Here is a 22,845-nt window from a genome sequence, read left to right as displayed (position 1 = left end):
TCAGGATAGAAAAGATTTTACAAAATATTAAGAGAAGATAGTCCTCTTTAATAGCTTTCAGTTTCACAATCTTACTTCGACTATTGTTGGTCTTTTTCGGCTTTTAGAATTCTTAAATCGTCTATGAGTTTTTCCATCTCCTCTGCATCAGTACCGTCATAAAAACCTCTAATTCGTTTTTGCTTGTCAACCAATATAAAATTTTCTGTGTGTATCATATCAAATGGACCGCCATCACCATCTTCTTTAACTGCTAAGTAGGATTTACGAGCAAGCTGATAAATTTCCTTTTTATCTCCGGTTACCAAATTCCACTTACTATCAATAACCCCCTTCTCCATGGCATATTTCTTAAGCTGGGCAACAGAATCAATATCTGGAGTCACTGTATGAGACAAAAGCATTACATCAGGATCATTCTTTATCACCTCTTGAATGGCTACCATGTTTTTAGTCATAACTGGACAAATAGTTGGACAGGTTGTAAAGAAAAAATCTGCTATATATATTTTGTTTTCATACTCCTTTTGTGTAATGATTTTTCCATTTTGGTTTACTAATTGAAAATCAGCAATAGTATGGTACTTTTTAATATGCTGCATTGAACTATCTACCAATTCAAAATTAACCATAGCAGGTTGAAAAACAGGTAACCGTTCTTCAGGCTTCAATGCACTATAAAACATCGGAAGAATAATAGCCGATAATACCCCTATAGTAATTGCTGCCGGCCAGAATTTTTTAAAAAAAGAAAGCATGTCAATTTTTTTTACAAAAATAACTGTTTTGAGTGAGTTATCACCTCCTCAATATCGGATCGTCCTTCACATTAACAACTCTTAACACAATAATCCAATTCGAAGGCTATTATTAAAAAAAAGATTTCATATCCCTATCCTGGGTTAATCTTTCCTTAAAAAATGCTAGCCTAGTAATTGATACTTTTTTTAAAAGGTTGAAAAACGTACTTTTGTGCGATTTTCATTTATACTAAACTATGGATCCATTTATTGTTAAGGCTTTACAATTATTATTAAGTTTATCTATCCTAATTGTTTTACATGAATTAGGACACTTTATACCCGCAAAAATTTTCAAGACACGTGTCGAGAAATTTTTCCTGTTTTTCGATGTTAAATATGCTCTATTTAAAAAGAAAATTGGCGAGACCGTTTATGGAATTGGCTGGTTACCGTTAGGTGGCTATGTTAAGATTTCAGGAATGATTGACGAGAGCATGGACAAAGAGCAAATGGCCCAACCACCTCAACCGTGGGAATTTCGTTCTAAACCTACCTGGCAACGTCTTATAATTATGTTAGGCGGTGTAACGGTAAACCTAATCCTCGGCTTTCTAATTTACATGATGATACTTTTTGTTTGGGGACAGGAAAAATTAAAACCTTCAGATATGCCGCATGGGTATGCAGTAGCTCAAGAAATGAAAATTTTTGGCTTTGCATCAGGTGACATAATCACACATGTTAATGGTCAACCACTTGATAACGCCCTAGATATTAATCGCTATCTTATGGTACGCGATGTACAAGAAGTGACAATAGATCGCAATGGCCAAACCATTGCAATCAGTTTACCAGACACCATAGGAAACTATATGTTCCAAAAAGGAGTAATGCTACCATTCACTCCACGTCGGTCAACAGTAATTGACACCATCCATGCAGGTTTTCCAGCTTCTAACAGTGAGCTTAGAAAAGGAGATAAATTAATTAGTGTTAATGGTACACCTATTCAATTTTTCGATGAGCTAGCGGCTAATCTTCCAATTAAAAGCACTGAATCAGTAACCTTAGAAGTGGAGCGTGAGGGAAGTGCAAAAACAATTCAGTTAAGCCCTGATAGCGAAGGAAAACTAGGAATAAATAGTCTAAACTATAAAGATATTAAAATAACACACACATCATTCTCACTCGGTGAGGCGATCACTAAGGGATTTGGATTCGGATACTGGACACTTCATGATTATGTAGCACAATTCAAATATATTTTCACTAAAAAAGGTGCCTCTCAAGTAGGTGGATTTGGAGCCATAGGAAACATGTTCCCTCCTGCATGGGACTGGCAAGCGTTTTGGTCAACAACCGCTTTCATTTCTATAATTCTTGCATTTATGAACGTACTACCAATCCCTGCATTAGATGGTGGACATGTAATGTTCTTGTTGTACGAAATGATTACAGGTCGTAAACCAAGTGATAAGGTTTTAGAATACGCTCAAATGATAGGCTTCTTCCTGCTTATAGGTTTGGTCTTATTTGCTAACGGAAATGATATTTATCGCTGGTTATTTAAATAACCACTAGTAAACTCATAAAAATAAAAATGCCGTGCTTAGCATGGCATTTTTATTTAATCAAGGAAGTATCTTTTAAAAAAATGTATTTTTCACCAACAAGATCTAAATTAGTAATAACTTTGCAATCAAGCAATTGCCCTCACACCTTTAAACAAAAGGCCTCCCAATGAAAAAATAGTTGCGAAAAAATTCAATTTTAATTTGGTGCATTTGAAAAAAGCCCTATATTTGCAACCGCAAAAATGGTTAAACACCTTCCTCCTTAGCTCAGTTGGTTAGAGCATCTGACTGTTAATCAGAGGGTCCTTGGTTCGAGCCCAAGAGGGGGAGCAATAAAAATCCAGTCTATAATATAGACTGGATTTTTTGATTTACAATAGATTTGAATCTACCTAAAAAGGGTTCAACAACTATAGATTAATTCATTTACATTGAGTCCAAGATTTTATCTATCACTAATTTGAACATTTTAAACTAGAATTAAAATCTGTATTTCTATTTAAATTATATTCTTTTCATATTTGAAGGAACTAACGATTTATCGGTATTATGCAATACACTGATTTCAAAAAAATACGTACATCAATCAAAATCGTATATATAAAAATTAAGAAGCAGTCCTTTTGAGACCGCTTCTTTTGACTAATTTAAATCTTTGCTACCTTCTGGAAGCAATACAAATCGAGAGAATTGCTTTTCAGTCAAGTACTTTCTAGCCCATTTTTGCAAATCTCTTGCCGAAAGATTTTCTATAAAACTCATATCATATAAAACTTTCTTTAAATCCCTTTTATATTTATAACTTTCTTTAATCCTTGAAGCCCACATACCATTGTTTTGCAATGCCTCCTCTGCTCTTTTAAGCATTGCTTCCTGAATCTTAACTACATCTGTTTGTGCCACTCCTTCATCCTTTATTTTCTCAATTACATCCATAGTGGCCTTTATTAGGGTCTCTACATTACTGGGATCACAAGTAAACTCAATACTTTGTCTGTACCACTCATATGGAATTTCTGTAGCAAAACCAGACACTCGAACGCCATACACACCTCCTCGCTTTTCCCGTAGTTCTTCATAGAGTTTTAGCTTCACCAAACTCGCCAAGGCATTCATCATATCCTCCGTATCTTCATCAATCCTAATTCCTCCATTAAAACGTAGTTGCACATCTGCTTTTGCCTCAGTTCCTTTAAAATATACCTTATTGTTCCCCTGGGTGTATCGCAATCCTATATCCTTAGATTTAGTTGCTATTTGATGGCCTGGTAAACTAGCAATATACTGAGCTATAAGAGGTTTAATTTTTTCAATATCAAAGTTTCCAACAAATATAAATGTGAATCCAAAAGCACTAGAAAATCGTTCATTATAAAAGCTGACAGATTTTTCCAGATCTAATTCCTCAACAATCTGATTACTTGATAATGGAACTGCTCTTAGATGATTTCCACTAGTTTCAATCGCAATTTGTTTGAAAAAATAATTGGAAGGATTAATACCATCATTTTGAACCATAGCAATCTGTTTATCTTTATAAAGTTCAAAAACCCGCTCATCTTTATTTGGGTTTGTAAAATATAGATGGGTCAATTGAAGCAAAGTCTCTATATCAGCCGTAGCACTTGCTCCCGAAATAAGTTCCTCATAAAAATTAATAAATGGCCTTATTTTTACAGCTTTTCCCATAGTTAGCTTATTTATACCGCTTTTTGATATTCCATTTACTCCACTTTCGTTAATAATTTCTCCTGCATATCGAGCACTGACGTAATCCTTATCCTCTGCCAAGGAACTTCCGCCATCTCTAAAGCCACTCATATTAACAATGCTATTTTGGAGTAGCGTTGGCTTAAGAATTACCGTAACCCCATTTTCTAAAATAAGTTCTGTAATATTCAAATCTTGGTTATACTTTGTTGCAAGTATTTCTCCCACCTTAGGGAGATCCTCCATTATTTTATTTTTTGCCAATTCATCTACATATGGATCCAACTCAACCTTATCAAATGATTGTAATAGATCTATCAATTCACCTTCAGTCGGATAAGCTACCTTTGGGCTTTCTGGTCCTGTCAATACAAGACTGACATTATCTTTAACAATCCATTTCTGAGCTATTGCATTCACTTCATCTAAAGAAATCTCTGGGAGATTACTTTTGTAAAAATGGTAAATAAATTCATTGCCTGGTACTGGAGTATTGAATGTAAAATGATCAACATATTGCTCTACATATGTACGTGAGTTAATTTTCCCTTCCTCCATACGATTTAAATCAGCCAAATTAAGCAACTGTTCTTTATATCGGTCCAACTCAGGTTGTGTAAATCCAAAACGCCTTACTCGTTCCCCTTCCTGTAAAGCGAAAATGACTCCATCATAGATATTATTTTCATTTAAGGAGGCGGTAATATGATACGCATCTTTATTGGCAAGCATTCGGCCAATTCCCGCACTTACCTTAAACAAAGGCGCTTCTCCCTTTTCCATCTCCTCTAAAATTCTCTGATTGAGCATGCCACTAAATAGTCTTTCAATCAATTGTTCACGATAGTCTCCCAAAGTCAAAACAGGCTTATCCTCCTTTTTAAAATAAACATAAAGCTGGACATTCTCCACCTCCTTGTCTTTAAAGACCCCTACTTTAATTCCTTCATGATCAGGTATATTATAATATTGTCTATCTTTTGCATTTACAGGCATTTCCATCCCTCCAAAATATTCAACAATTTTATTTTTAGTTTCTTCCACATTAATATCTCCCACTATAATCACAGACATTAAATCTGGCCTATACCAGGTATCATAAAAATTTTTGAATTCCGAGTACGGGGCGTTTTTTACAACATCTTCTTTTCCAATAGGAAATCTGTATGCATGTCGAGCATCATTGACTAACAAGGGTATATAGTTTGTAAATAATCTTTGAGGCCCAGTTAATCTACCCCTCATTTCTTCTATAATAACCCCTCTTTCTTCATCTATATCTATTTCATCCAAAGTTATACCATCAGCCCAATCACGTAAAATTTGCAATCCATTATCAAATACAGTTTCATTATTAGTTGGAAGTGTTAATTTATATACCGTTTCATCAAATCCTGTATGTGCATTTAAATCAGCTCCAAATTGAACACCTAGACTTTCCAAATATTTAATAAGATCATTTTTTTTAAAGTGTTTTGTGCCGTTAAAGGCCATATGTTCTAAAAAATGTGCTATCCCTTGCTGAGCATCTGTTTCCAGCGTTGAGCCTACATTAAGAACCAGACGTAGTTCAGCCTTATGCTGGGTTTGGGCATTATGTTTAATATAATAAGTAAGACCATTTTGTAGTTTTCCATGAACCACAGTATTATCTATTGGGATTGGAGAATTATAACCTTGGCCAGTCATTATAGCCGGAAGTAGCATTAGTATCGCAACCAGCGCGATAAGAGTTTGAATGAATTTATTCATAATAATTGTTTAGTTTATTTAATAGTATTGTAGACCTATATGATATCCATATGAGTCAAATGGAAAACCCAGCCTCATTCACTCTTAGAACGAAGCTTGGGATAAAACTATAAAGTGGATTAATAACCTGGGTTTTGATCAGATAAAGTAACCTTAGCATTTCCAGAAATTTCACTTTCCGGTATTGGCAGAATAAATTGATTACTAGAAGTGATCTGTGGTTTTAAGTCCATTATTTTATTAAACCTAATAGCTGAAAACCACTCACTCCCATTTTCAAAAACCAATTCCCTTACATATTCATTAAAGATTTCTTCTTTAACCTCTTGAATTGTTACGGCTTGAGACTCTCCTATTCCAGCGCGGAGCCTTACTACATTAAGTGGTTCTTGAATTTCTTCTAAACTTGCCAAATTTGAAAAAGCCAATCCTTCTGCCTTTATTAAGTACATTTCCGCCAAACGAATAAAATAGGTTGGCCTATATGTATTGACATGATTCACTTTTAAAATGTTCTGACCACTATATGTCAATGGAACTCTGGGATCACCATTCATAATAGCCGGCAGCCACGTAGTTCCTGTTCTGCCAGAATAAAAACGCTTCCTATTGTTGTCTTCTGTATCTGAATCAGCATTCCGATGAGTCATTAATATCATTTCATTTGAATTTAATCCTTTATTAAAGACCTGTTCAAAAGTACCTTCTAAAGAGCGTAAAGGTGATGATATAACTTCGTCAGCCACAAATGCAGCTTCCTCGGGATTCCCCATAAACAATAAAACTCGAGCTTTAAGTGCCTTTGCCGCCAATTTGGAAGCTCTAAAAGAAACTGAAAATTCAGGTGCATTTGCAATTGCGTAATCCAAATCTAATAGGATTTGGGAATATGTTTCTAAAACAGTACTACGTTCCTTATTCCTTGTCACAAAATTCACAGGTGTAGTACGTACAATTATTCCGTAGGGGCTATTTACATCATAAAACTCACCAAAATAACGCAAAAGATCGAAGGTTGCCATAGCTCTTAAAAAATGGGCCTCTCCAATAATTTCATTCTTATTATTCCCTGTAAATTCGGAATCTGGAAGTTCACCAACTAGCTTAATAGTATTATTAGCTGCATCCATTACTCTGTACTTAATCAACCAAAAATTCTCAACATGAGAATTTTCATAAAGCAAAGAGTTTGTAGCAAACTCTGCAGCAGAACCAAACCCAATGGTGCTCATAGAACCACTTAAAGCCCCAGGTATAAGTTCGGAATACATATAATAGTAAGCATTTGAGAACGAAATAATTTGGCTATAAACCCCATTGAGGATTGCCTTTGCATCACTCTCAGTTTTGACCACGTTTTCGGGAACTAAATTATTAGGTGGGTCTTGATCAAGAACATCAGTAAGCTGACAAGAGCTAACAAATGCAAAAAGTAATAATATTTTTATATGTAATTTTTTCATATCTAGTACGTTTAAAATCCAACTCGCAATCCTGCCGTAAAGATTCTCGAAATAGGATATCTATTATTATCTCTTCCGGCACTAATATCATTATTATATAAATTTGAAGCTTCTGGGTCAGCCCCAGGGTATTTGGTAAAAGTGAATAAGTTTTGTCCACTAACATATACCGACAGGCTATTTATTATTCCAATCTGCTTGATTGTCTCTGGCGAAAAAGAATAACCCAAGTTCAGTGATTTCAACCGTAAATAGGAAGCCTCATACACGTAGTAACTAGAAATTCGGTCGTTATCATTTGGGTCACCATACACTATTCGAGGTTGATTTGTTGGTCTTTCAGCAGTCCATGCATTCAACACTTCCGGTGTTTTATTTTCTCCAAATGAGGAATTGAAAAAATTAATCGACCTGGCCTGATTAAACCAATGTAAATCATTGCCCATGGAATAGGTAAACATTGCGGTTAAGGAAAAACCCTGGAGTGAAACTGTACTAATAAGCCCTCCAAAAAAATCAGGCTGAGTATCTCCGATAACCTCTTGATCCTCTGCTGTAATACGGCCATCATCGTTGATATCTTTAAATTTCAGATCTCCTGGAGATGTAGCAGCCGCTTGATATATCCCTGTTGAGGATCCTTGGTTAAGTAGATTTATTTCTTCTTGGGTTTGAAAAATCCCTTCAGACACATACCCATAAATCAACCCAATAGGACTGCCTTCCTTTAGCCGCCCTCCACCAGGAAAACCAGTTAAAAACCCTGATTCATCCTTAAAATCATCTGAAATTTTAGTGAGCTTATTTCTATTAAAACTCATGTTTAAAGACAAATTCCAATTAAAATTATTTGACTTAATAATATCCCCATTAACTTCAAACTCAATTCCCTTATTTTCAGTGCTTCCAACATTGGCTAAGACAGAGCTAAACCCCGTATTACCTGGTGTTATGGCTGTAAAAATGGCGTCTTCCGTGCTTTTAATATAATAACCAACAGTTCCAGACAAACGACTATTAAAAAAAGAGTAATCAAGTCCAACATCAAATTGTTTACTACGTTCCCATTTTAAACGATCATTCCCTAATTGAGTCATTACCACTGAAGGTTGTCCTCCGTAATCATCTGTCTCATACAGTGTTCTCCATTGGTATGGTCCAAAATCTTGCTGACCAGTCATACCCCAACTTACTTTTAATTTAAGATCATCAACTTTTTCAAATTTGCTTAGAAATGATTCCTCAGACAACCTCCACCCTAATGCAAAAGCAGGAAAAAAAGCATGTTTATTTTCTCTTGCAAACTTGGAAGAGCCATCTATTCTAGCTGAAAAACTCATTAAATATTTACCCTCATAATTATAGTTCAATCTACCAAAATAAGACTCCAAACCATAGGCAGTCTTTAGTGAGGAAGCATCTCTACTTACCGTCGCACTTGAAATATTAGTGAGTACATCGTTAAAAAAACCAGTGCCCCAGGCCTTTACTTGGGACGTACTATTCTGCTCAAAAGAAGCTCCAAGTACTGCATCAATATTATGAATTCCTTTGAATGATTTATTATAGCGAAGTGTGTTTTCCCACATTACATTGGAAAAATTGCCTTTACTTTCTTGTGCATAACCGTCGCCTTCTCCTGTTAATCGATGCCACCCACCTCGAGAAGTAAATCTTGGATAAAAACTAAATTGATTACCATTATTATAATTAAGTGAAATAAGGGTTCTAGCCTTAAGACCTTCTGAAATTTTTAATTCTGTAAAAATAGAGGTAAGTAATAATAATGTCTGATTACTATTGCGCGCCTTAGATAAAGCGACTGGATTCTCTAGTGCATACCCTTGAGAAAAAGAATACCCTCCATCATTATCATAAACAGGTAAATCAGGTCTAAAAATATACATCCTATCAACCAAGGCTCCATCTAAGGCTTGTTGTTCACTAAAGGATAAATTTGATGTTACCCCAAAATCCCAAATCTCGTTAATTTTAGTATTCAAATTCAATTTAAATGAATACCGATCAAATTTAGATCCCTTAAAGGAACCTTCTTGATTATTTGCCCCAACTGCGGAAAAATAGCGTGTTGATTCATTTCCGCCTTGGACATTTATATTAAAATTAGAAGTCAATGCCATGGAAGGCTTGAGCATTGATTCCCAATTAGTATCAACATTCCCAAAATAGGAACCATCCAGCACACTTTGGGTATAGGCATTGTTAATCACCCCATTCTGCACCGCAGTTAAAGTTACTTTCTTAAACTGCTCTGCATTCAGTACGTCTAGGGTCTTTGGTTCTTGTATACTTACTGAATAATCAACGTTAAACTTTGACCCTTGACCATATTTACCTGTTTTAGTGGTTATTATTATAACCCCGTTAGCAGCACGAGATCCATAAATTGCACCTGCGGAGGCATCCTTTAGAACACTTATCGATTCTATATCATTTATATTAATATTTCCTATAGGCGTGTTAAGACCCTGTTGGGCAAGTTCACTCCCCAAATTTTGCCCTCCTCTTCCTTGGGTTGGAATATTGCTGTCAGGAACTACTGGGATGCCATCAATTACATATAATGGTTGGTTTGAACCCTGTAAGGATGTTGTTCCACGAATTCTCACTCGGGCAGGCGCTCCAGGTTGACCATTAGCACTTGATATATATACCCCAGCTAATTGTCCCTGTAATGCATTATCTAGATTAATTGTAGGAGCCTGAGTTTGTAAAGCCTGTATATTAACCACTCCTACAGAACCCACAATATTTTGTTTGTCTGTAGTTCCATAACCGACAACAATAACCTCATCAAGAGCCCCGAAGTCTGTCTCTAATACAATCTCAAGTCGATTTAGATTACCAACATTAACTTCCTTTGTTTTAAAACCCACATATGATACTTCCAGGATCATATTAGGTTGCGCTTGTAATGAAAATTTCCCATCAAAATCAGTTGAGGTTCCTTTGGAAGTTCCTTTAATTTTTACAGTTGCCCCCAATAACGGAAACTTATTTTCATCCAGAACAACACCATGAATAACATTTTCCTGAATAATACCTACTTGCGATAAATTCTTTTCAATTTTGCTCGGTTTTGGTGTAAGTATGATTTGATTTTTAAGAATTTCAAACTTTATGTTTGTACCCTTAAGTATAAATTCCATTGCTTCTTCGATTTCCACCTCTTTAAAGTCAACGGATATTTTCTTACTGGTATCAATGGAAGAGTTTTGATAGAAAACACTGTATTGAGTTACCTTCTCGATTTCTTTGAATACTTTTTCAAGTGGCGCTGACATTAATCTCAATGAGATTTTGCTTTGTAAATAAACTTCTGCCTTTGCAGGAAGAATACTAAGTACAAAAAAAGAAAACACAAAAAGCCTGAACAGCGTTTGATTCAACTTTACCCTTTTAAGAGAAGGATAAGCTTGATAATTTTTCATAATTTTGATGTGATTTAAGAATTGAATAGTTTTTAAAATTTTTAAATTTTCATACGGGGAATGTTGGCGCATTTCCCGTTTTTTTTATCGAAACTTAGTCATACATGTTGGTTTAAGGGTTAATACTAATTTTATAATTCGTTTTGGTGAAGCTAAACCTTGTTGTCTTTTGAAAGGTGCTTAATAACTCTTCAACAGTTTCATACTCAAATCTTCCGGTGAATCTTTTGGTTTTTAATTCAGGATTATTCATTGAAATTTCAACACCGTAAAATCTCTCTAATTTTGGGATCAATTGGCCAAAAGACTCATTGCTAAAAACCAATATACCATAGGTCCATGCCACATAATTAAACACATCAACATCTGATTTTTGTATAGTAGAAGAGTTTTTAACTAAACTAGCTAATTGGCCTGGATCTAACTCAAGTGGAGCATTACCTTGAGTGTCATAAACCTTAACTTTTCCCTCAACCAAAACAATGTTTTCAGTTTCCTGATCAGAATAAGTAGATACATTAAACTCTGTTCCTAACACTTCTGTTTCAGTACTGTTCCCCCTCACAACAAATGGATTCCTTGGATTATGTGTTACCTTAAAATAAGCCTCACCATCTAAATATACCTGCCTTTTTTCATTTGGGACAAACTCAACTGGAAATTTAAAATGTGAACCAGAATTTAGTATGACTATAGTGCTATCTGATAATTGCAAATGAAGTTTTTTACCGTTTGGAATTCTCAGTGTGTTATATTCCACATCAGAAGCTTTCGTCCTGTCTCCAGGAGCTATCAAGTCTCGTTTTAAATCACTTGACAATAATGGCTTAGAAGTATCATTATCCTCGATAATTAAAATAGTACCATCATTTTGCTCTATGGTAATTTTATCTAAAGGAATGGTAGGTTGTAATTGATACTTGTATACCCAAACAGAAACAACCACAATCCCAACAAAAACAGCTGCGTACCTTGAAACAGTATGAATTCTTCTAAACATTCTGCCTCTCTTCTCCTTCCTAATACTCTTCTGTATTTTTCTTAGGGTTACTTCTTTTTGAGTGGTATTATAAATTCTATGAAAATCCTTTTCCCATTCTTCCTTAAGTTCTTTTTCAATTTCACTATAATCTCCAGATTTAAGATATGATATCAACTTATTTATATCTTCTTCTGAGCCCATCCCCTTTGTGAGCTTTTCGATTAAATATTCAATTTCCTTTTTCATGAAATTTTGATTCCTTTACTAGGAATACGATTCAATTTCATGAAATCACTAGTTTAAAATGTTAAATTTTTGATTCAAGCTTAATTTATCCCTAAAAAAATAGAAAATAAATTTTCTTTCTTAGAAACTTCATGGCTGCGGTAAAATGATTTGACACTGTATTCTTAGAGATATTAAGTCTTTCGGCAACCTCATCATAAGTAAAGCCTTCCAACCTTATCATTTTAAAAACTACCTGCTGTCTTTTTGGCATAGTTTCGATAATAGAATACATCTTACGAAGACGACTATTTCTTAAGTCATTTTTTGTATCCTCCTCTGGTTCTTCTAATGTAGTTTGGTAATCATAAAGAAGCTTTTCTTCTCGTACTTTCTTTCTTAAATAGTCAATTACAATCCCTTTTGTTATTACAAACAACTGATGATCCAATGTTAATTCTTCTGATAGTTTCTCCCTATTTTTCCATAATTTAATAAAAACATCATGTACTAAATCAGATGCCAAATAGTCATCCCTAACATACTTGAATGCTATTGAATATACACGAGCAAAGTGTTTATTGTATACTTCCTCAAGTGCGGATATATCTTCTCTTTTTAACCTTTGAACAATTAACATCAATAATTACTTTTCCCACTTAACTCGATGTTATGCTAAATTAAACAAATTGTTAAAACTTAAAAACCATTTAACTTTCTTATAGAATTATTAAAGTTAAAATTAATAGGTACAAAAAAGCAACCTTATAGAGGTTGCTTTACATAATTTCTTTTAAATTGAACTAAATGTCCAGGACAAAATCAATCCACAGACATAGGCTCCATATGTACCTACTGCGTACCCTAACACAGCTAGCAACACCCCTACAGGAGCCAAATATGGGCTAAATGAAGCGGCAACGATTGGAGCTGAAGCTGCCCCTCCTATATTTGCTTGACTACCTACTGCAACATAAAAGAAAGGAGCCCTGATTATTCTTGCCACTAGAAGCAAAACAATCACATGGATCAGTACCCACACGAGTCCTATTAGAAACAAAATAGGGTTATCTAATATAGCCCCAAGATCCATATGCATCCCTATAGAGGCGACCAAAATATAGAGAAAAACACTTCCCATTTTAGAGGCTCCATAACTCTCCACCTTTCTTACTTTAGTAGTAGAGAGGAAAAGACCTAAAGTGGTCGCAATTACGATAAGCCAAAAGAACGTACTTGTCAATGAGTATTTAGATAGTTCAGGGTAATTTTCCTGAAAATAGGGAGCTATAATATCAGCCAAGAAGTGAGATAATCCACTTACTCCAAAAGCGATCGCCAACAATGTCATAAGCCTAGGGACAGTTACTGGCACACTCTTACCTGCTTGTTGGTCTTCAAGTTTCCTTTCAAGTTTTTTAATAGGTGTATGATCAGCCTTAAGAAAAGCATCGATCTTGGCGTGCTTCTGGGATCCATACAGGATAAATCCCATCCAAATATTAGCGATGATTACATCTACTGCAATCATTTGAGCAAAAAGCCCTGAACTAACATCAAACACCTCATACATGGCAGTTTGATTCGCACCTCCTCCTATCCAACTACCTGCTATTGTGGTCAGCCCTCTCCACACAGGTTCTCCATTACTGAATAGCACTTCAGGAAAAGCACTTCCTACAAGATATAAGGCTAACGGCCCTCCAATTATAATACCAAGTGTTCCGGCAAAAAACATAATCAATGCCTTATTACCAAGTTTTCGCAATTCTTTAAAATCAATACTTAACGTTAGTAAAATTAAACTACAAGGCAGCAAATAACGTGAGGCTACGAAATACAATTGAGAACTTTTACCATCTACTATGCCAAACGTATTGAGAAGCGCAGGTATAAAATAACATAAAAGCACTGAAGGTACAATGCCATAAAATTTCTTCCAAAATGATTTATCACTAGAAGAGCTAATAAATATAAATCCAAGAATGACGGCTAGCATACCAAAAACCACCGCATCATTGGTAATAAAAGGAGTATGTTTCATGATTTAACGTTCCAAAAGGACAGAATTATAGCTTTCTTGTTTTCATCGCCATAGCTGTCATAAAAGGTTAATAATTGTTTCAATTGTACTGTATCCCATATCATACCCGGGTGTTCCAATTTCCACTCTTTTAAGTTGTGTAGATTCAAATTACAGATGTCCCGTTTCAATTGCTCCACTGCTCTTACTCTGGGTCTTCGCAAAGGTTTTCCTTCCAAATAATCATCTAAAATTGATCGGACTTCCTTCATGTATGGGGAATGTGTGTTATTGAGTAAAACAATCACACTTTTTTGATCAATATATCTTTTAATATAACTTTGATTTCCAGCCCAACTTCCTGTATGATAAACCACCTTTCCAAGATTTTTGAGATGGTAAATATGCCAACCAAAACCATAATCGGAACTATCCTTTTCAGGAGGATATATGGTGTACGCCAAAGCTCTACCTCTTTCAGTAAGAATCTCATCTGTATAAAGTATACTATCCCATTTTATCAAATCATCAACACTTGAACTTTGCCTACCTGATCCAAACCTTCCACTTAAAAAGCGATAGTAGTTCTTTTTTGGCAAATGTTCAGGCTTACTATAATGACACTCTTTTCCCCCTATCATATAGGCCGGAGCATATCCTTGTATATTCCAAATACTATCTCTATGATAAAAGCCAGATTGTTTCATATTGGCCACTGAAAAAATTTGATTATTTAGAAAAGTGTCCAAGGTTTCACCACTAACAGCCTCTACAATTTCGGCCAGTAGAATATACCCTGAATTTGAATAGTGATAATACTGCCCTGGTAATAATCCCCCAGGTTTTTCAGTCTTGAAATAGCGAACAATATCAGCGTTGGTAGCAATCTTGGTTGTATCCCAATTTGATTTAAAATAATCTTCGTAATCAGGAATCCCTGATGTGTGAGTGACTAAGTTTTTAATGGTAACTCCTTCATATGGAAAATCCTCCCCAAGATACTTCTTAACAGTATCTTCTAAGCCAATCTTTCCTTCTTGAATTAAAAGCGCGATAGCAGTAGCTGTAAACTGTTTAGAAACAGAAGCAATTTCCATGGAAGTAGAAGGTTGAAATCGATCATTACGATGATAATTTGCAAATCCATATCCCTTTTTCAACAAAAGTTTTCCTTCTTTTTTTATGGCCACAGCTCCATTAAACATGTTATTCTTATTTAACCAAATAAAAAGAGAATCTAGTGCTGGATCAACAACTATTTCTTCAGTCAGTTGGTCGTGAGATGGTAGTTGATTGCAAGAGTAACATGCTAGAAAAACTGATATTACAATTAAAAGTTTTACAGAACTAAGTATGTGTTTCATTTACATGCAGCTATTCGATCCCAGTCTACTGGTTGAAGACCAACACCAGGAAGTTTATTTACATTAATAATACCTTTTTCTACTTGGTGCCCTACAAATGGATCGTTTAAAATACCTAGGTTCCCATCTAAATCAACCCAATCAGCGAGACTTCCTAGTTGAGCAGCTGCACCAATTGCACAGGATGTTTCAGACATACAACCCAGCATAATTTTAAGGCCCATGGACTGAGCAGCTGCACCCATTTTAAATGCTTCTCTTAAACCTGTTGACTTCATTAGTTTAATATTTACACCATGAAACAGGTTTGCTGCTTTGTACACATCTTGTAATCGCTGTACAGATTCATCTCCAACAATAGGTAGAGGCGAATGAGCTGCCAGCCATTGCTGATCCTCAATTGCTGATTTCAAAAGAGGTTGTTCTATAAAGATTACATTTTGCTCCTTAAGCCAATGTATTTTTTCCAAGGCCTGATGTTTGTCTTTCCAACCCTGATTAGCATCAATATACAGTGGTTGATTGGTACAGGATCGAACCGCTTGCATTATCTCTTCATCATTGTCGGCACCCAATTTAATTTTAAGAAATTTAAATGAATTTGCTTCTGCTACCCGTTGAGCAATTATTTGAGCAGAATCAATCCCAATAGTTTTACTAGTAGACATTCGCCCAGCTGAAAGACCAAAAAGGGAATGAATGGGTACATTCAATAATTTCCCAACAAGATCGTGAAGAGCAATATCTATGGCCGCTTTTATTGCTGGATTTCCAGGTTCTATTGCATCAATATAAGTTAGAATTTCCTCCAATCCGAAAGGATTCTTAAACCTATTCAAGTCCACTTTGGTTAAAAAAGCTTCTGCTGAATCAATGGTTTCACCATAAAGGGGAGGCATGGAAGCTTCTCCATACCCACAAACACCTTCGTACTTAACCCTTATCAGCATTACAGGGGTACTCGAACGAGCACCTCCTGCAATCCTGAATACATACTTTTTTTGTAATATGTATGGTTTATAACTAATTTCAAACATTAATAACCTGGATTAGGTACCATATTAGTATTAGCATTCAATTCACTCAAGGGAATAGGAAGTATAAATTTGTCATTCGGATATTCCGCTTGAATACTCTGATCTCCTTGAATAATCGTTACTGATCTCTTATTTCTGTTTAGGTCAAAAAGACGATGACCTTCAAAGGCTAGTTCTTTACGTCTCTCAAGTAAAATTCTATCAATAAGGGCTGCTCCAGTTTCTGTAATTTCAGTAACTGAAGGGTTAGCTCTTTGGGCAATAGTAAGAATATCTTCCTGAGCCAATTCTTCTTCATTAACATTAACATAAGCTTCCGCTCTGATTAAATACTGCTCCGATAACCTTAGGATACGTATATTATCATCATGTGAAGTACCTTTGGGGAATTTTCCTACAAAAAAAGCGAGCTCTTCAGCTCCAGGTTTTGACCCTTCTAAGATCGCTTCAAGACGAATATCATTAGCATCAAAAGCATTAATTAAGTCCTCTGCAACCAATGCATCTGCATATCCGTTTACATCAAAATAATGACCTAAACTATTGGTTCCAGGATTATCTGCAATTGTATTTACAATCTCAAATAAAGATTCTGAATTGAACTCCTGATCCCAAATATCAAAATAATTAGAATTACTAATTAATTGATTTCCATTATTAATAACTTCAGTACTTAATGCAATTGCCCTGTCATAATCTTCTTGATAAAGGGCCACTCTTGCTGCTAGTGCTTTAGCCGCTGTGGCATTAAAGTGTCCATTATTATTACTATTGGGAAGAAAGGCTATTGCTTGATTTAAATCATCATTGATATGATCATACACTTCTTTAACACTACTGCGTGCTGGCTTAATTTCATCAGCACTTACCGTCTTTATCACAGCGATCCCTAAATGAGCTGCATTCTCAGAATAATTATAAGGTTGTGCGAACATCCGAACCAAATCAAAATGTGCTAAGGCACGTAATGCATAGGCTTCACCAATTAAAGCATTAAGTTGATTCTGATGTGCCTGTGAGGTCGATTCTATCTCTTGACCTCTTACAATGGCTTTTGTTGCATTCACCACCACCTCATACATTACATCCCAAGCACCTTCTGCAAATGTATCTTCATCCGCAACGACAAAATTGTCGTAATCGAGATATCTTCCTGTATTTCTAGAACTTAGAAACAAATTATCGGCCATCAATTCAGGAATAACATACATACTCCTGCCATAATAATCACTGCTTTGCAATCTACTATAAACTCCATTAATAGCCGTTTTTAGTGTATTAACATCTGTAATGGCATCTTCATCTGCCACATTCTGCTCGGGTTTAATATCGAGAAAGTCATTGCTACAAGCTGTAAAACCCGCCATTAATATAATTGCTGTATAAATAGATATGATTTGTTTTTTCATGATTGTCATAGTTTAGAATGAAAAGTCTACACCCAATAAAAGTTGTTTTGACATAGGAATTCGCAAATTAGATTGCCCATCAATTCCTACTTCTGGATCAACCTCAATATTTTTGTCTTTAGTCCAGGTAAGCATGTTGGCGGCTTTTACATAAAATCGTAGATTACTTACATTCAGTTTTTCTATTACCGATTCAGGTAAACTATATGACAGGGTCACATCTCTTAATCGCAAATAGGTTCCATCATAAAGAAAACGTGTTGAATGTTGACTAGACGAACCTGATTGTGTATTCCCCCATACCATTTTCGGAATATCAGTAATATCGCCAGGCTGCTGCCATCTATTATCATATACTCTTCGAGCCATATTTCCTCTATCATTTAATCTTGCACTTCCGTCACTACCTGTGAACCTACCCCAGAAATCATATACTTTATTGCCGTAGTTCAGGTACCACATAAATGAAAAACCTATGTTTTTATAGGTAAAAGTATTTGTTAAACCAGCATAGAATTTTGGCAAGGCACTTCCTTGTTTAAATGGTCTTGCTTCACTATACCTGTTAGTTGTTTCTGTCTTTGAAGCATCTTTGTACCATAGTGCTTCACCGTTATCTGGATTAACACCAGCATATCCAGGCATATAAAACATATAGAAATCGTCACCAACTTCACGAATATACTGACCACTTATTATCGGTTCATCATTCTGTAATTTGGTTATTTCATTTGTATTAGTAGTAAAATTGATATCCGTTGTCCATCCAAATCCTTCCGGATTTTCAACATTAACAGTATTCAATGCCAATTCCCAACCATGGTTTTTCATCTCACCGATATTTGCTAAATAGCTTGTTAGACCATTAGTGCTTGAAATAGGAACTCTAAACAAGAGATCTGTAGTTTGTCTTGAATAATATTCCACAGTTCCACTAATTCGGTTGAAAAGGTTAAAATCAACCCCAACGTTAAAAGGCTTGTTTTTCTCCCATGTCAATCGCGGGTTCGATTGTTGCGCATAAATATACCCAGGTTCCCCATTGTAATCTTCTCCAGTTTCGTAAAGTCCACGAGAGGCGAAATCTCCAATTTCCTGATTCCCATTAATACCATAACTAGTTCTAAATTTTAATTTCTTAATGAAATCAGCATTCTTCAAAAAGCTTTCAGAACTAACGTTCCAAGCAAGTCCAACAGATCCGAAATTGGCATATCGCACCTCTTGACCAAATCGAGAAGAACCATCACGACGTGCTGTAACATTAAAGAAATAACGCTCCTTTAAAGCATAATTCACATTAAAGAAATAAGAAGCCAACGCAGATGCTGTTATGCTACTAGATGCCTCACGATAAACAGAAGCATTTTCCAGGGATGTAAGTCCTGGTGCTCCATAATTACTAGCATAAGCAAACACAGAACTTCTTTCAATTTTTTGAGCTTCTTGCCCTATCATAAAATTAAAACGATTGCTATCATTTACCTGCCATTTGTACTTCAATAAGTTGGTAATATTGTAGTTGATAATTTTATTATTATAGGCTCTACCTCTACCCCCATCATTTCGACCAGCACCAAAATAAGGGTTATCATATTGAAATTCATCTGCTAGGTTAAAGTCAATATTACCTTTCGTCTCAAAGCTTAGGTTATCATTAAAATCATAGGTTAAACCCAAGTTTCCAATAATACCGTATAACTTGGACTCTCTAATATTCTCCTTCACTAAGCCTACTGGATTATAGGTGAGCAATATGTTGGTATTGTAGCTTCCATCAGCATTATACACCGACTCCCAAGGAACTACTCTAAACATGGCCCGAACTGGATTATTCGCATCACCCGCATCGTTATTGGTATGTAATTTCTGATGATTAGCAGCCAACCCAATATCTATCTTCAATTTATCTGTTGCTTTATGAGATAGATTTACTTTTGCATTGAGCTTTTTATAATCAACCCCTATAATCACTGCCTCTTGATCAAATAATCCTAGTGAAGCATAAAAATTGGTTTTATCATCACCTCCACTAGCACTCAGATTGTATTGGCTGTATTGGGCATCTCTAGAAATTACATCCACCCAATCAGTATTTATTTCTTCATTTATTCTACTATAAATATACGCTTCTGCATCCGCCTGAGAATCTCCTATATTTACCCTACTCTCAATAAGTAATTCCGACAGTTCAGCAGTATTCAATGGTTTATTCCTATCTGGAAGAATCATGCTACTTATTCCATATTGTGAACTGAAATCAAAACGTGTTTTTCCAGTTTTTCCCTTTTTAGTCGTTATCAAAATAACACCATTGGCACCTCTTGAACCGTAAATAGCTGTAGCAGAAGCATCTTTAAGGACAGTGATAGTAGCAATATCCTTTGAATTAATTCCTGCAATAGTATTTGAACTGGTAGCTATTTGGGAAATATTTCCAGCTACTACTGGAATTCCATCAATAACATACAAGGGCTCTGATCCTGCATTAATAGATCCAATCCCTCTAATTCTAACATCAGGTGCTGCACCTGGTTGACCACTTTGAGTAACCATTTGAACTCCAGCCACATTTCCTTGTAAAGACTCTTGAAAAGAAGCCATAGGAGTTTCTTTTACTTTACTAATATCGATATCAACTGCTGAGCCTGTATAGGAGGTTTTACTTTGCTTGTCATAGGCAACAACTATCACCTCATTCAAAACGTTAGTATCGGTCGCAAGTGTAATATTAATTGTCTTTGTCTCTGGAGTCACTTTTTTGGTAGCACTCTTCATTCCTATATAGCTAAAAACTAGCACCTCTCCCAAAGAAACACTAATAGAATAGTTTCCATCAAAATCAGTCTGTGTTCCCGAACCAGTACCCTGCACAAGAATGTTTACCCCTGGCAATGGCATTCCATCACTGTCATAAACAGTACCTTTCACCTGAATTTTATCCTGTTCGATTACCTGAACTTTGGAATCGGCTAACTGCCCATCCATTTCTTTAGCTAATGTGGCCGCATCATCCTCAGTGAAAAGAACAATGTTTTTATTAATAATACGGTACTTTATAAATGTTCTTTTAAGTAGGGTATTGAGTACGTGTTCTATACTCACATTTTCAACATTGAGGGATACTTTTACCTGATCATCAACAAACTTGTTGTTGTAAAAAAAAGTAAAATCTGTCTGAATTTCTAATGACTGTAGTACCTCCTTCAACGGAGTATCAGTCTTATGGATCGTAATCTCCTGACTGTAACCTGAAAAACTGGTGGCTGAAATTTTTGCAATGGTCAAAAACATCAGAACTGAATAAATTCTCATGATACGAGTGAGTTGGTTGGTAAAACAATGCACACGAGTTGCGTGCCAAGCATTGTTACGCTTTTTTTTCATAATTTTAATCGGTTTTAGTTAGTGAATAATGTTGCTTACTGTATTAACGGCTAAAGCTTAAAGAGGGGTGTTGGCGCACTCCTCTTTTACTTTTGAAATAGCCTGATTATCTTTTTATCTTCATGATATTCATATTTTATAGGGGATGATGCTTCTATTATACTCAATACTTCATTTATGTTGCTGTCTTTTTTTATTTTTCCAGAAAAGCTATAGGACGCAACTTTATCATCAATGATTTCAAAACGAACATCATACCAACGCTCAATACTGTGTAATGCTGTAATAATGGATGTTTTTTCAAACATCAAAACACCCTGACTCCAGGAAGTAATAATTTCAGGCTTTACATTTTCTACTTCAACACTTCTACTTTTCTTATTAAAGGTCACCTTTTGTTCTGGACTTAATTCTGCCACAGGAGTAGATTCATTACCCGTAAACAATTGAACTTTGCCTGTGACGAGAGTCGTTTCTACTGATTCATCCTTTGCGTAGGATTTAACATTAAAAGTAGTTCCTAACACCCGAACATCTAAGCCGCTTACTGTCTTTACAATAAAAGGTTTTTCTGGATTCTCAGTAACATCAAAAAAGGCTTCTCCTTCTAGATATACAATTCTGGAGTCCAAATTGAAATCTGAATCTACGGATAGTTTACTTTGGGCATTTAAAATCACATTGGTACCGTCTGCCAATAAAACACTTTTTTGCTGGGAAAGAACCGTTGCATAATCAGATGGTATCTTTTGAGAACCCGGACTGAATGTAAAATACAGGCCAGTAACCAATACGGCAAGAATTAATATTGCCGCAATTCTGGCATATGGAAAGCGTTGTTTTTTAATTTGAAATTTGAACTTATTGAAAGCTTCTTCTGTATTCAGTTTCTCTTGAACATTAAACTCCGCAACATACATAGCTTTTACCTTATGATAAAAGTTCTCATTTTCCGGGGATGAGGTAATCCAATCTACAACTTGTTGTTGAAAATCTTCATCACCTTTATTTTGAATATATCGTAAGAGGTCTTCTTTTTTCATAAGGGTTTTTAGACTAAGACGACTAACTATTATTTTACCCCTATGTTAACCTTGTGTTTTTTTTCAGTTAAGATGGCTTTTACAGAAAAAGCCCCATATATTCTTGTAATTCATGTCTTAAATAACGCAGTGCTTTGGAAATTTGGTTTTCTACAGTTTTTACTGAAATATTCAGTTCATTTGCTATTTCAGCATATTTGAGACCTTCTATTCTGCTTTTTATGAAAACTTCTCTACAATTAGCAGGAAGTTGATTAATGAGCCCTTCAATTTTATTTTGCAATTCACTTTCAATTAATAATTGACTAGGATCATTTTTCAGGGCTTTTTCGTTGAGATATGCTCTTTCAATTTCAAGTTTTTTTCGGTACTTAAGCTGAACTTTAGTATGCTTAAGATAATCCAGACACTCGTTTTTAACCATCTTAAACAAATAAGCATTCAAATTCATTTCAGGAGTTAGTATCTGTTTCTTTTTCCAAACCTTCAAAAAAATGTTTTGTATTATTTCCTTGGCATCCTCCGTATTCTCAATATAACTAACAGCCACATAGTGCAGCTTTTCAAAGTACAAATGAAACAGTGTTTCATAAGCATTATGATTCCCTTCAATTAACTGAGTAATAAAGTATGGATTATTAATACTTATCTTGTTCAAGGTGTACTTTTATTGCATAAAAC

General features: G+C 35.3%; 14 protein-coding genes and 1 tRNA gene. 2 read left to right on the top strand and 13 right to left on the bottom strand.

Features of this window, described 5'->3' with window-relative positions:
• Positions 1-80 precede the first annotated feature (80 nt).
• A complete protein-coding gene (locus tag PT603_RS11935) occupies positions 81-758 on the bottom strand; it encodes an SCO family protein (protein ID WP_008236151.1) in 678 nt (225 codons plus the stop codon).
• 239 nt (positions 759-997) lie between these two features.
• Here PT603_RS11935 and rseP point away from each other — a divergent pair, with 239 nt between their 5' ends.
• On the top strand, positions 998-2,317 hold the full coding sequence (gene rseP / locus PT603_RS11930) for an RIP metalloprotease RseP (RefSeq protein ID WP_008236153.1): 1,320 nt from the start codon (positions 998-1,000) through the stop codon (positions 2,315-2,317).
• 256 nt (positions 2,318-2,573) lie between these two features.
• Positions 2,574-2,647 (top strand) — tRNA-Asn (locus PT603_RS11925).
• Between the two features lie 312 nt (positions 2,648-2,959).
• Here the strand turns inward: PT603_RS11925 and PT603_RS11920 are convergent.
• The 12 genes from PT603_RS11920 to PT603_RS11865 form a co-directional block, all read right to left on the bottom strand.
• Positions 2,960-5,779 carry a M16 family metallopeptidase gene (locus PT603_RS11920; RefSeq protein WP_008236154.1) on the bottom strand — a complete coding sequence of 940 codons (2,820 nt, stop codon included), beginning with the start codon at positions 5,777-5,779 and terminating at the stop codon, positions 2,960-2,962.
• Positions 5,780-5,898: 119 nt separating this feature from the next.
• Positions 5,899-7,242, bottom strand: a complete 1,344-nt coding sequence (locus tag PT603_RS11915) for a RagB/SusD family nutrient uptake outer membrane protein (protein WP_008236156.1) — start codon at positions 7,240-7,242, stop codon at positions 5,899-5,901.
• Positions 7,243-7,253: 11 nt separating this feature from the next.
• Positions 7,254-10,694, bottom strand: coding sequence for a TonB-dependent receptor (locus tag PT603_RS11910; RefSeq protein WP_162097713.1), 3,441 nt, complete (start codon positions 10,692-10,694; stop codon positions 7,254-7,256).
• A gap of 112 nt (positions 10,695-10,806) precedes the next feature.
• On the bottom strand, positions 10,807-11,922 hold the full coding sequence (locus tag PT603_RS11905; RefSeq protein ID WP_008236160.1) for a FecR family protein: 1,116 nt from the start codon (positions 11,920-11,922) through the stop codon (positions 10,807-10,809).
• Positions 11,923-12,013: 91 nt separating this feature from the next.
• The gene (locus PT603_RS11900; protein ID WP_008236162.1) at positions 12,014-12,541 is read right to left on the bottom strand and encodes an RNA polymerase sigma factor; all 528 of its coding nucleotides are present in this window, start codon (positions 12,539-12,541) and stop codon (positions 12,014-12,016) included.
• A 153-nt stretch (positions 12,542-12,694) separates the two neighbouring features.
• Entirely contained in the window at positions 12,695-13,945 is a 1,251-nt protein-coding gene (locus tag PT603_RS11895) for a DUF819 family protein (protein ID WP_008236164.1), read from the bottom strand.
• A complete protein-coding gene (locus tag PT603_RS11890) occupies positions 13,942-15,288 on the bottom strand; it encodes a serine hydrolase domain-containing protein (RefSeq protein WP_008236166.1) in 1,347 nt (448 codons plus the stop codon). Before PT603_RS11890 ends, PT603_RS11895 begins: the two co-directional genes overlap by 4 nt.
• Entirely contained in the window at positions 15,285-16,325 is a 1,041-nt protein-coding gene (locus PT603_RS11885) for a dipeptide epimerase (RefSeq protein WP_008236168.1), read from the bottom strand. The genes PT603_RS11890 and PT603_RS11885 overlap by 4 nt, the downstream gene beginning before the upstream one ends.
• Entirely contained in the window at positions 16,325-17,734 is a 1,410-nt protein-coding gene (locus tag PT603_RS11880) for a RagB/SusD family nutrient uptake outer membrane protein (RefSeq protein ID WP_008236170.1), read from the bottom strand. The genes PT603_RS11885 and PT603_RS11880 overlap by 1 nt, the downstream gene beginning before the upstream one ends.
• A 12-nt stretch (positions 17,735-17,746) precedes the next feature.
• On the bottom strand, positions 17,747-21,121 hold the full coding sequence (locus PT603_RS11875) for a TonB-dependent receptor (protein WP_008236172.1): 3,375 nt from the start codon (positions 21,119-21,121) through the stop codon (positions 17,747-17,749).
• 86 nt (positions 21,122-21,207) lie between these two features.
• A complete protein-coding gene (locus PT603_RS11870; protein ID WP_008236173.1) occupies positions 21,208-22,164 on the bottom strand; it encodes a FecR family protein in 957 nt (318 codons plus the stop codon).
• Between the two features lie 79 nt (positions 22,165-22,243).
• Positions 22,244-22,822, bottom strand: a complete 579-nt coding sequence (locus PT603_RS11865) for an RNA polymerase sigma-70 factor (RefSeq protein WP_008236175.1) — start codon at positions 22,820-22,822, stop codon at positions 22,244-22,246.
• Positions 22,823-22,845 lie beyond the last annotated feature (23 nt).

Origin of the sequence: Imtechella halotolerans (assembly GCF_028743515.2) — a bacterium.
GTDB classification, from domain to species: Bacteria; Bacteroidota; Bacteroidia; order Flavobacteriales; family Flavobacteriaceae; genus Imtechella; species Imtechella halotolerans.
Note: the sequence above shows the minus strand (reverse complement) of the source record. Positions and strands in the feature narration are given on the sequence as shown.

Coding starts and splice junctions, on each gene's coding strand:
- PT603_RS11935 (WP_008236151.1), bottom strand. CDS start 758: ATGCTTTCTTTTTTTAAAAAATTCTGGCCGGCAGCAATTACTATAGGG.
- rseP (WP_008236153.1), top strand. CDS start 998: ATGGATCCATTTATTGTTAAGGCTTTACAATTATTATTAAGTTTATCT.
- PT603_RS11920 (WP_008236154.1), bottom strand. CDS start 5,779: ATGAATAAATTCATTCAAACTCTTATCGCGCTGGTTGCGATACTAATG.
- PT603_RS11915 (WP_008236156.1), bottom strand. CDS start 7,242: ATGAAAAAATTACATATAAAAATATTATTACTTTTTGCATTTGTTAGC.
- PT603_RS11910 (WP_162097713.1), bottom strand. CDS start 10,694: ATGAAAAATTATCAAGCTTATCCTTCTCTTAAAAGGGTAAAGTTGAAT.
- PT603_RS11905 (WP_008236160.1), bottom strand. CDS start 11,922: ATGAAAAAGGAAATTGAATATTTAATCGAAAAGCTCACAAAGGGGATG.
- PT603_RS11900 (WP_008236162.1), bottom strand. CDS start 12,541: ATGTTAATTGTTCAAAGGTTAAAAAGAGAAGATATATCCGCACTTGAG.
- PT603_RS11895 (WP_008236164.1), bottom strand. CDS start 13,945: ATGAAACATACTCCTTTTATTACCAATGATGCGGTGGTTTTTGGTATG.
- PT603_RS11890 (WP_008236166.1), bottom strand. CDS start 15,288: ATGAAACACATACTTAGTTCTGTAAAACTTTTAATTGTAATATCAGTT.
- PT603_RS11885 (WP_008236168.1), bottom strand. CDS start 16,325: ATGTTTGAAATTAGTTATAAACCATACATATTACAAAAAAAGTATGTA.
- PT603_RS11880 (WP_008236170.1), bottom strand. CDS start 17,734: ATGAAAAAACAAATCATATCTATTTATACAGCAATTATATTAATGGCG.
- PT603_RS11875 (WP_008236172.1), bottom strand. CDS start 21,121: ATGAAAAAAAAGCGTAACAATGCTTGGCACGCAACTCGTGTGCATTGT.
- PT603_RS11870 (WP_008236173.1), bottom strand. CDS start 22,164: ATGAAAAAAGAAGACCTCTTACGATATATTCAAAATAAAGGTGATGAA.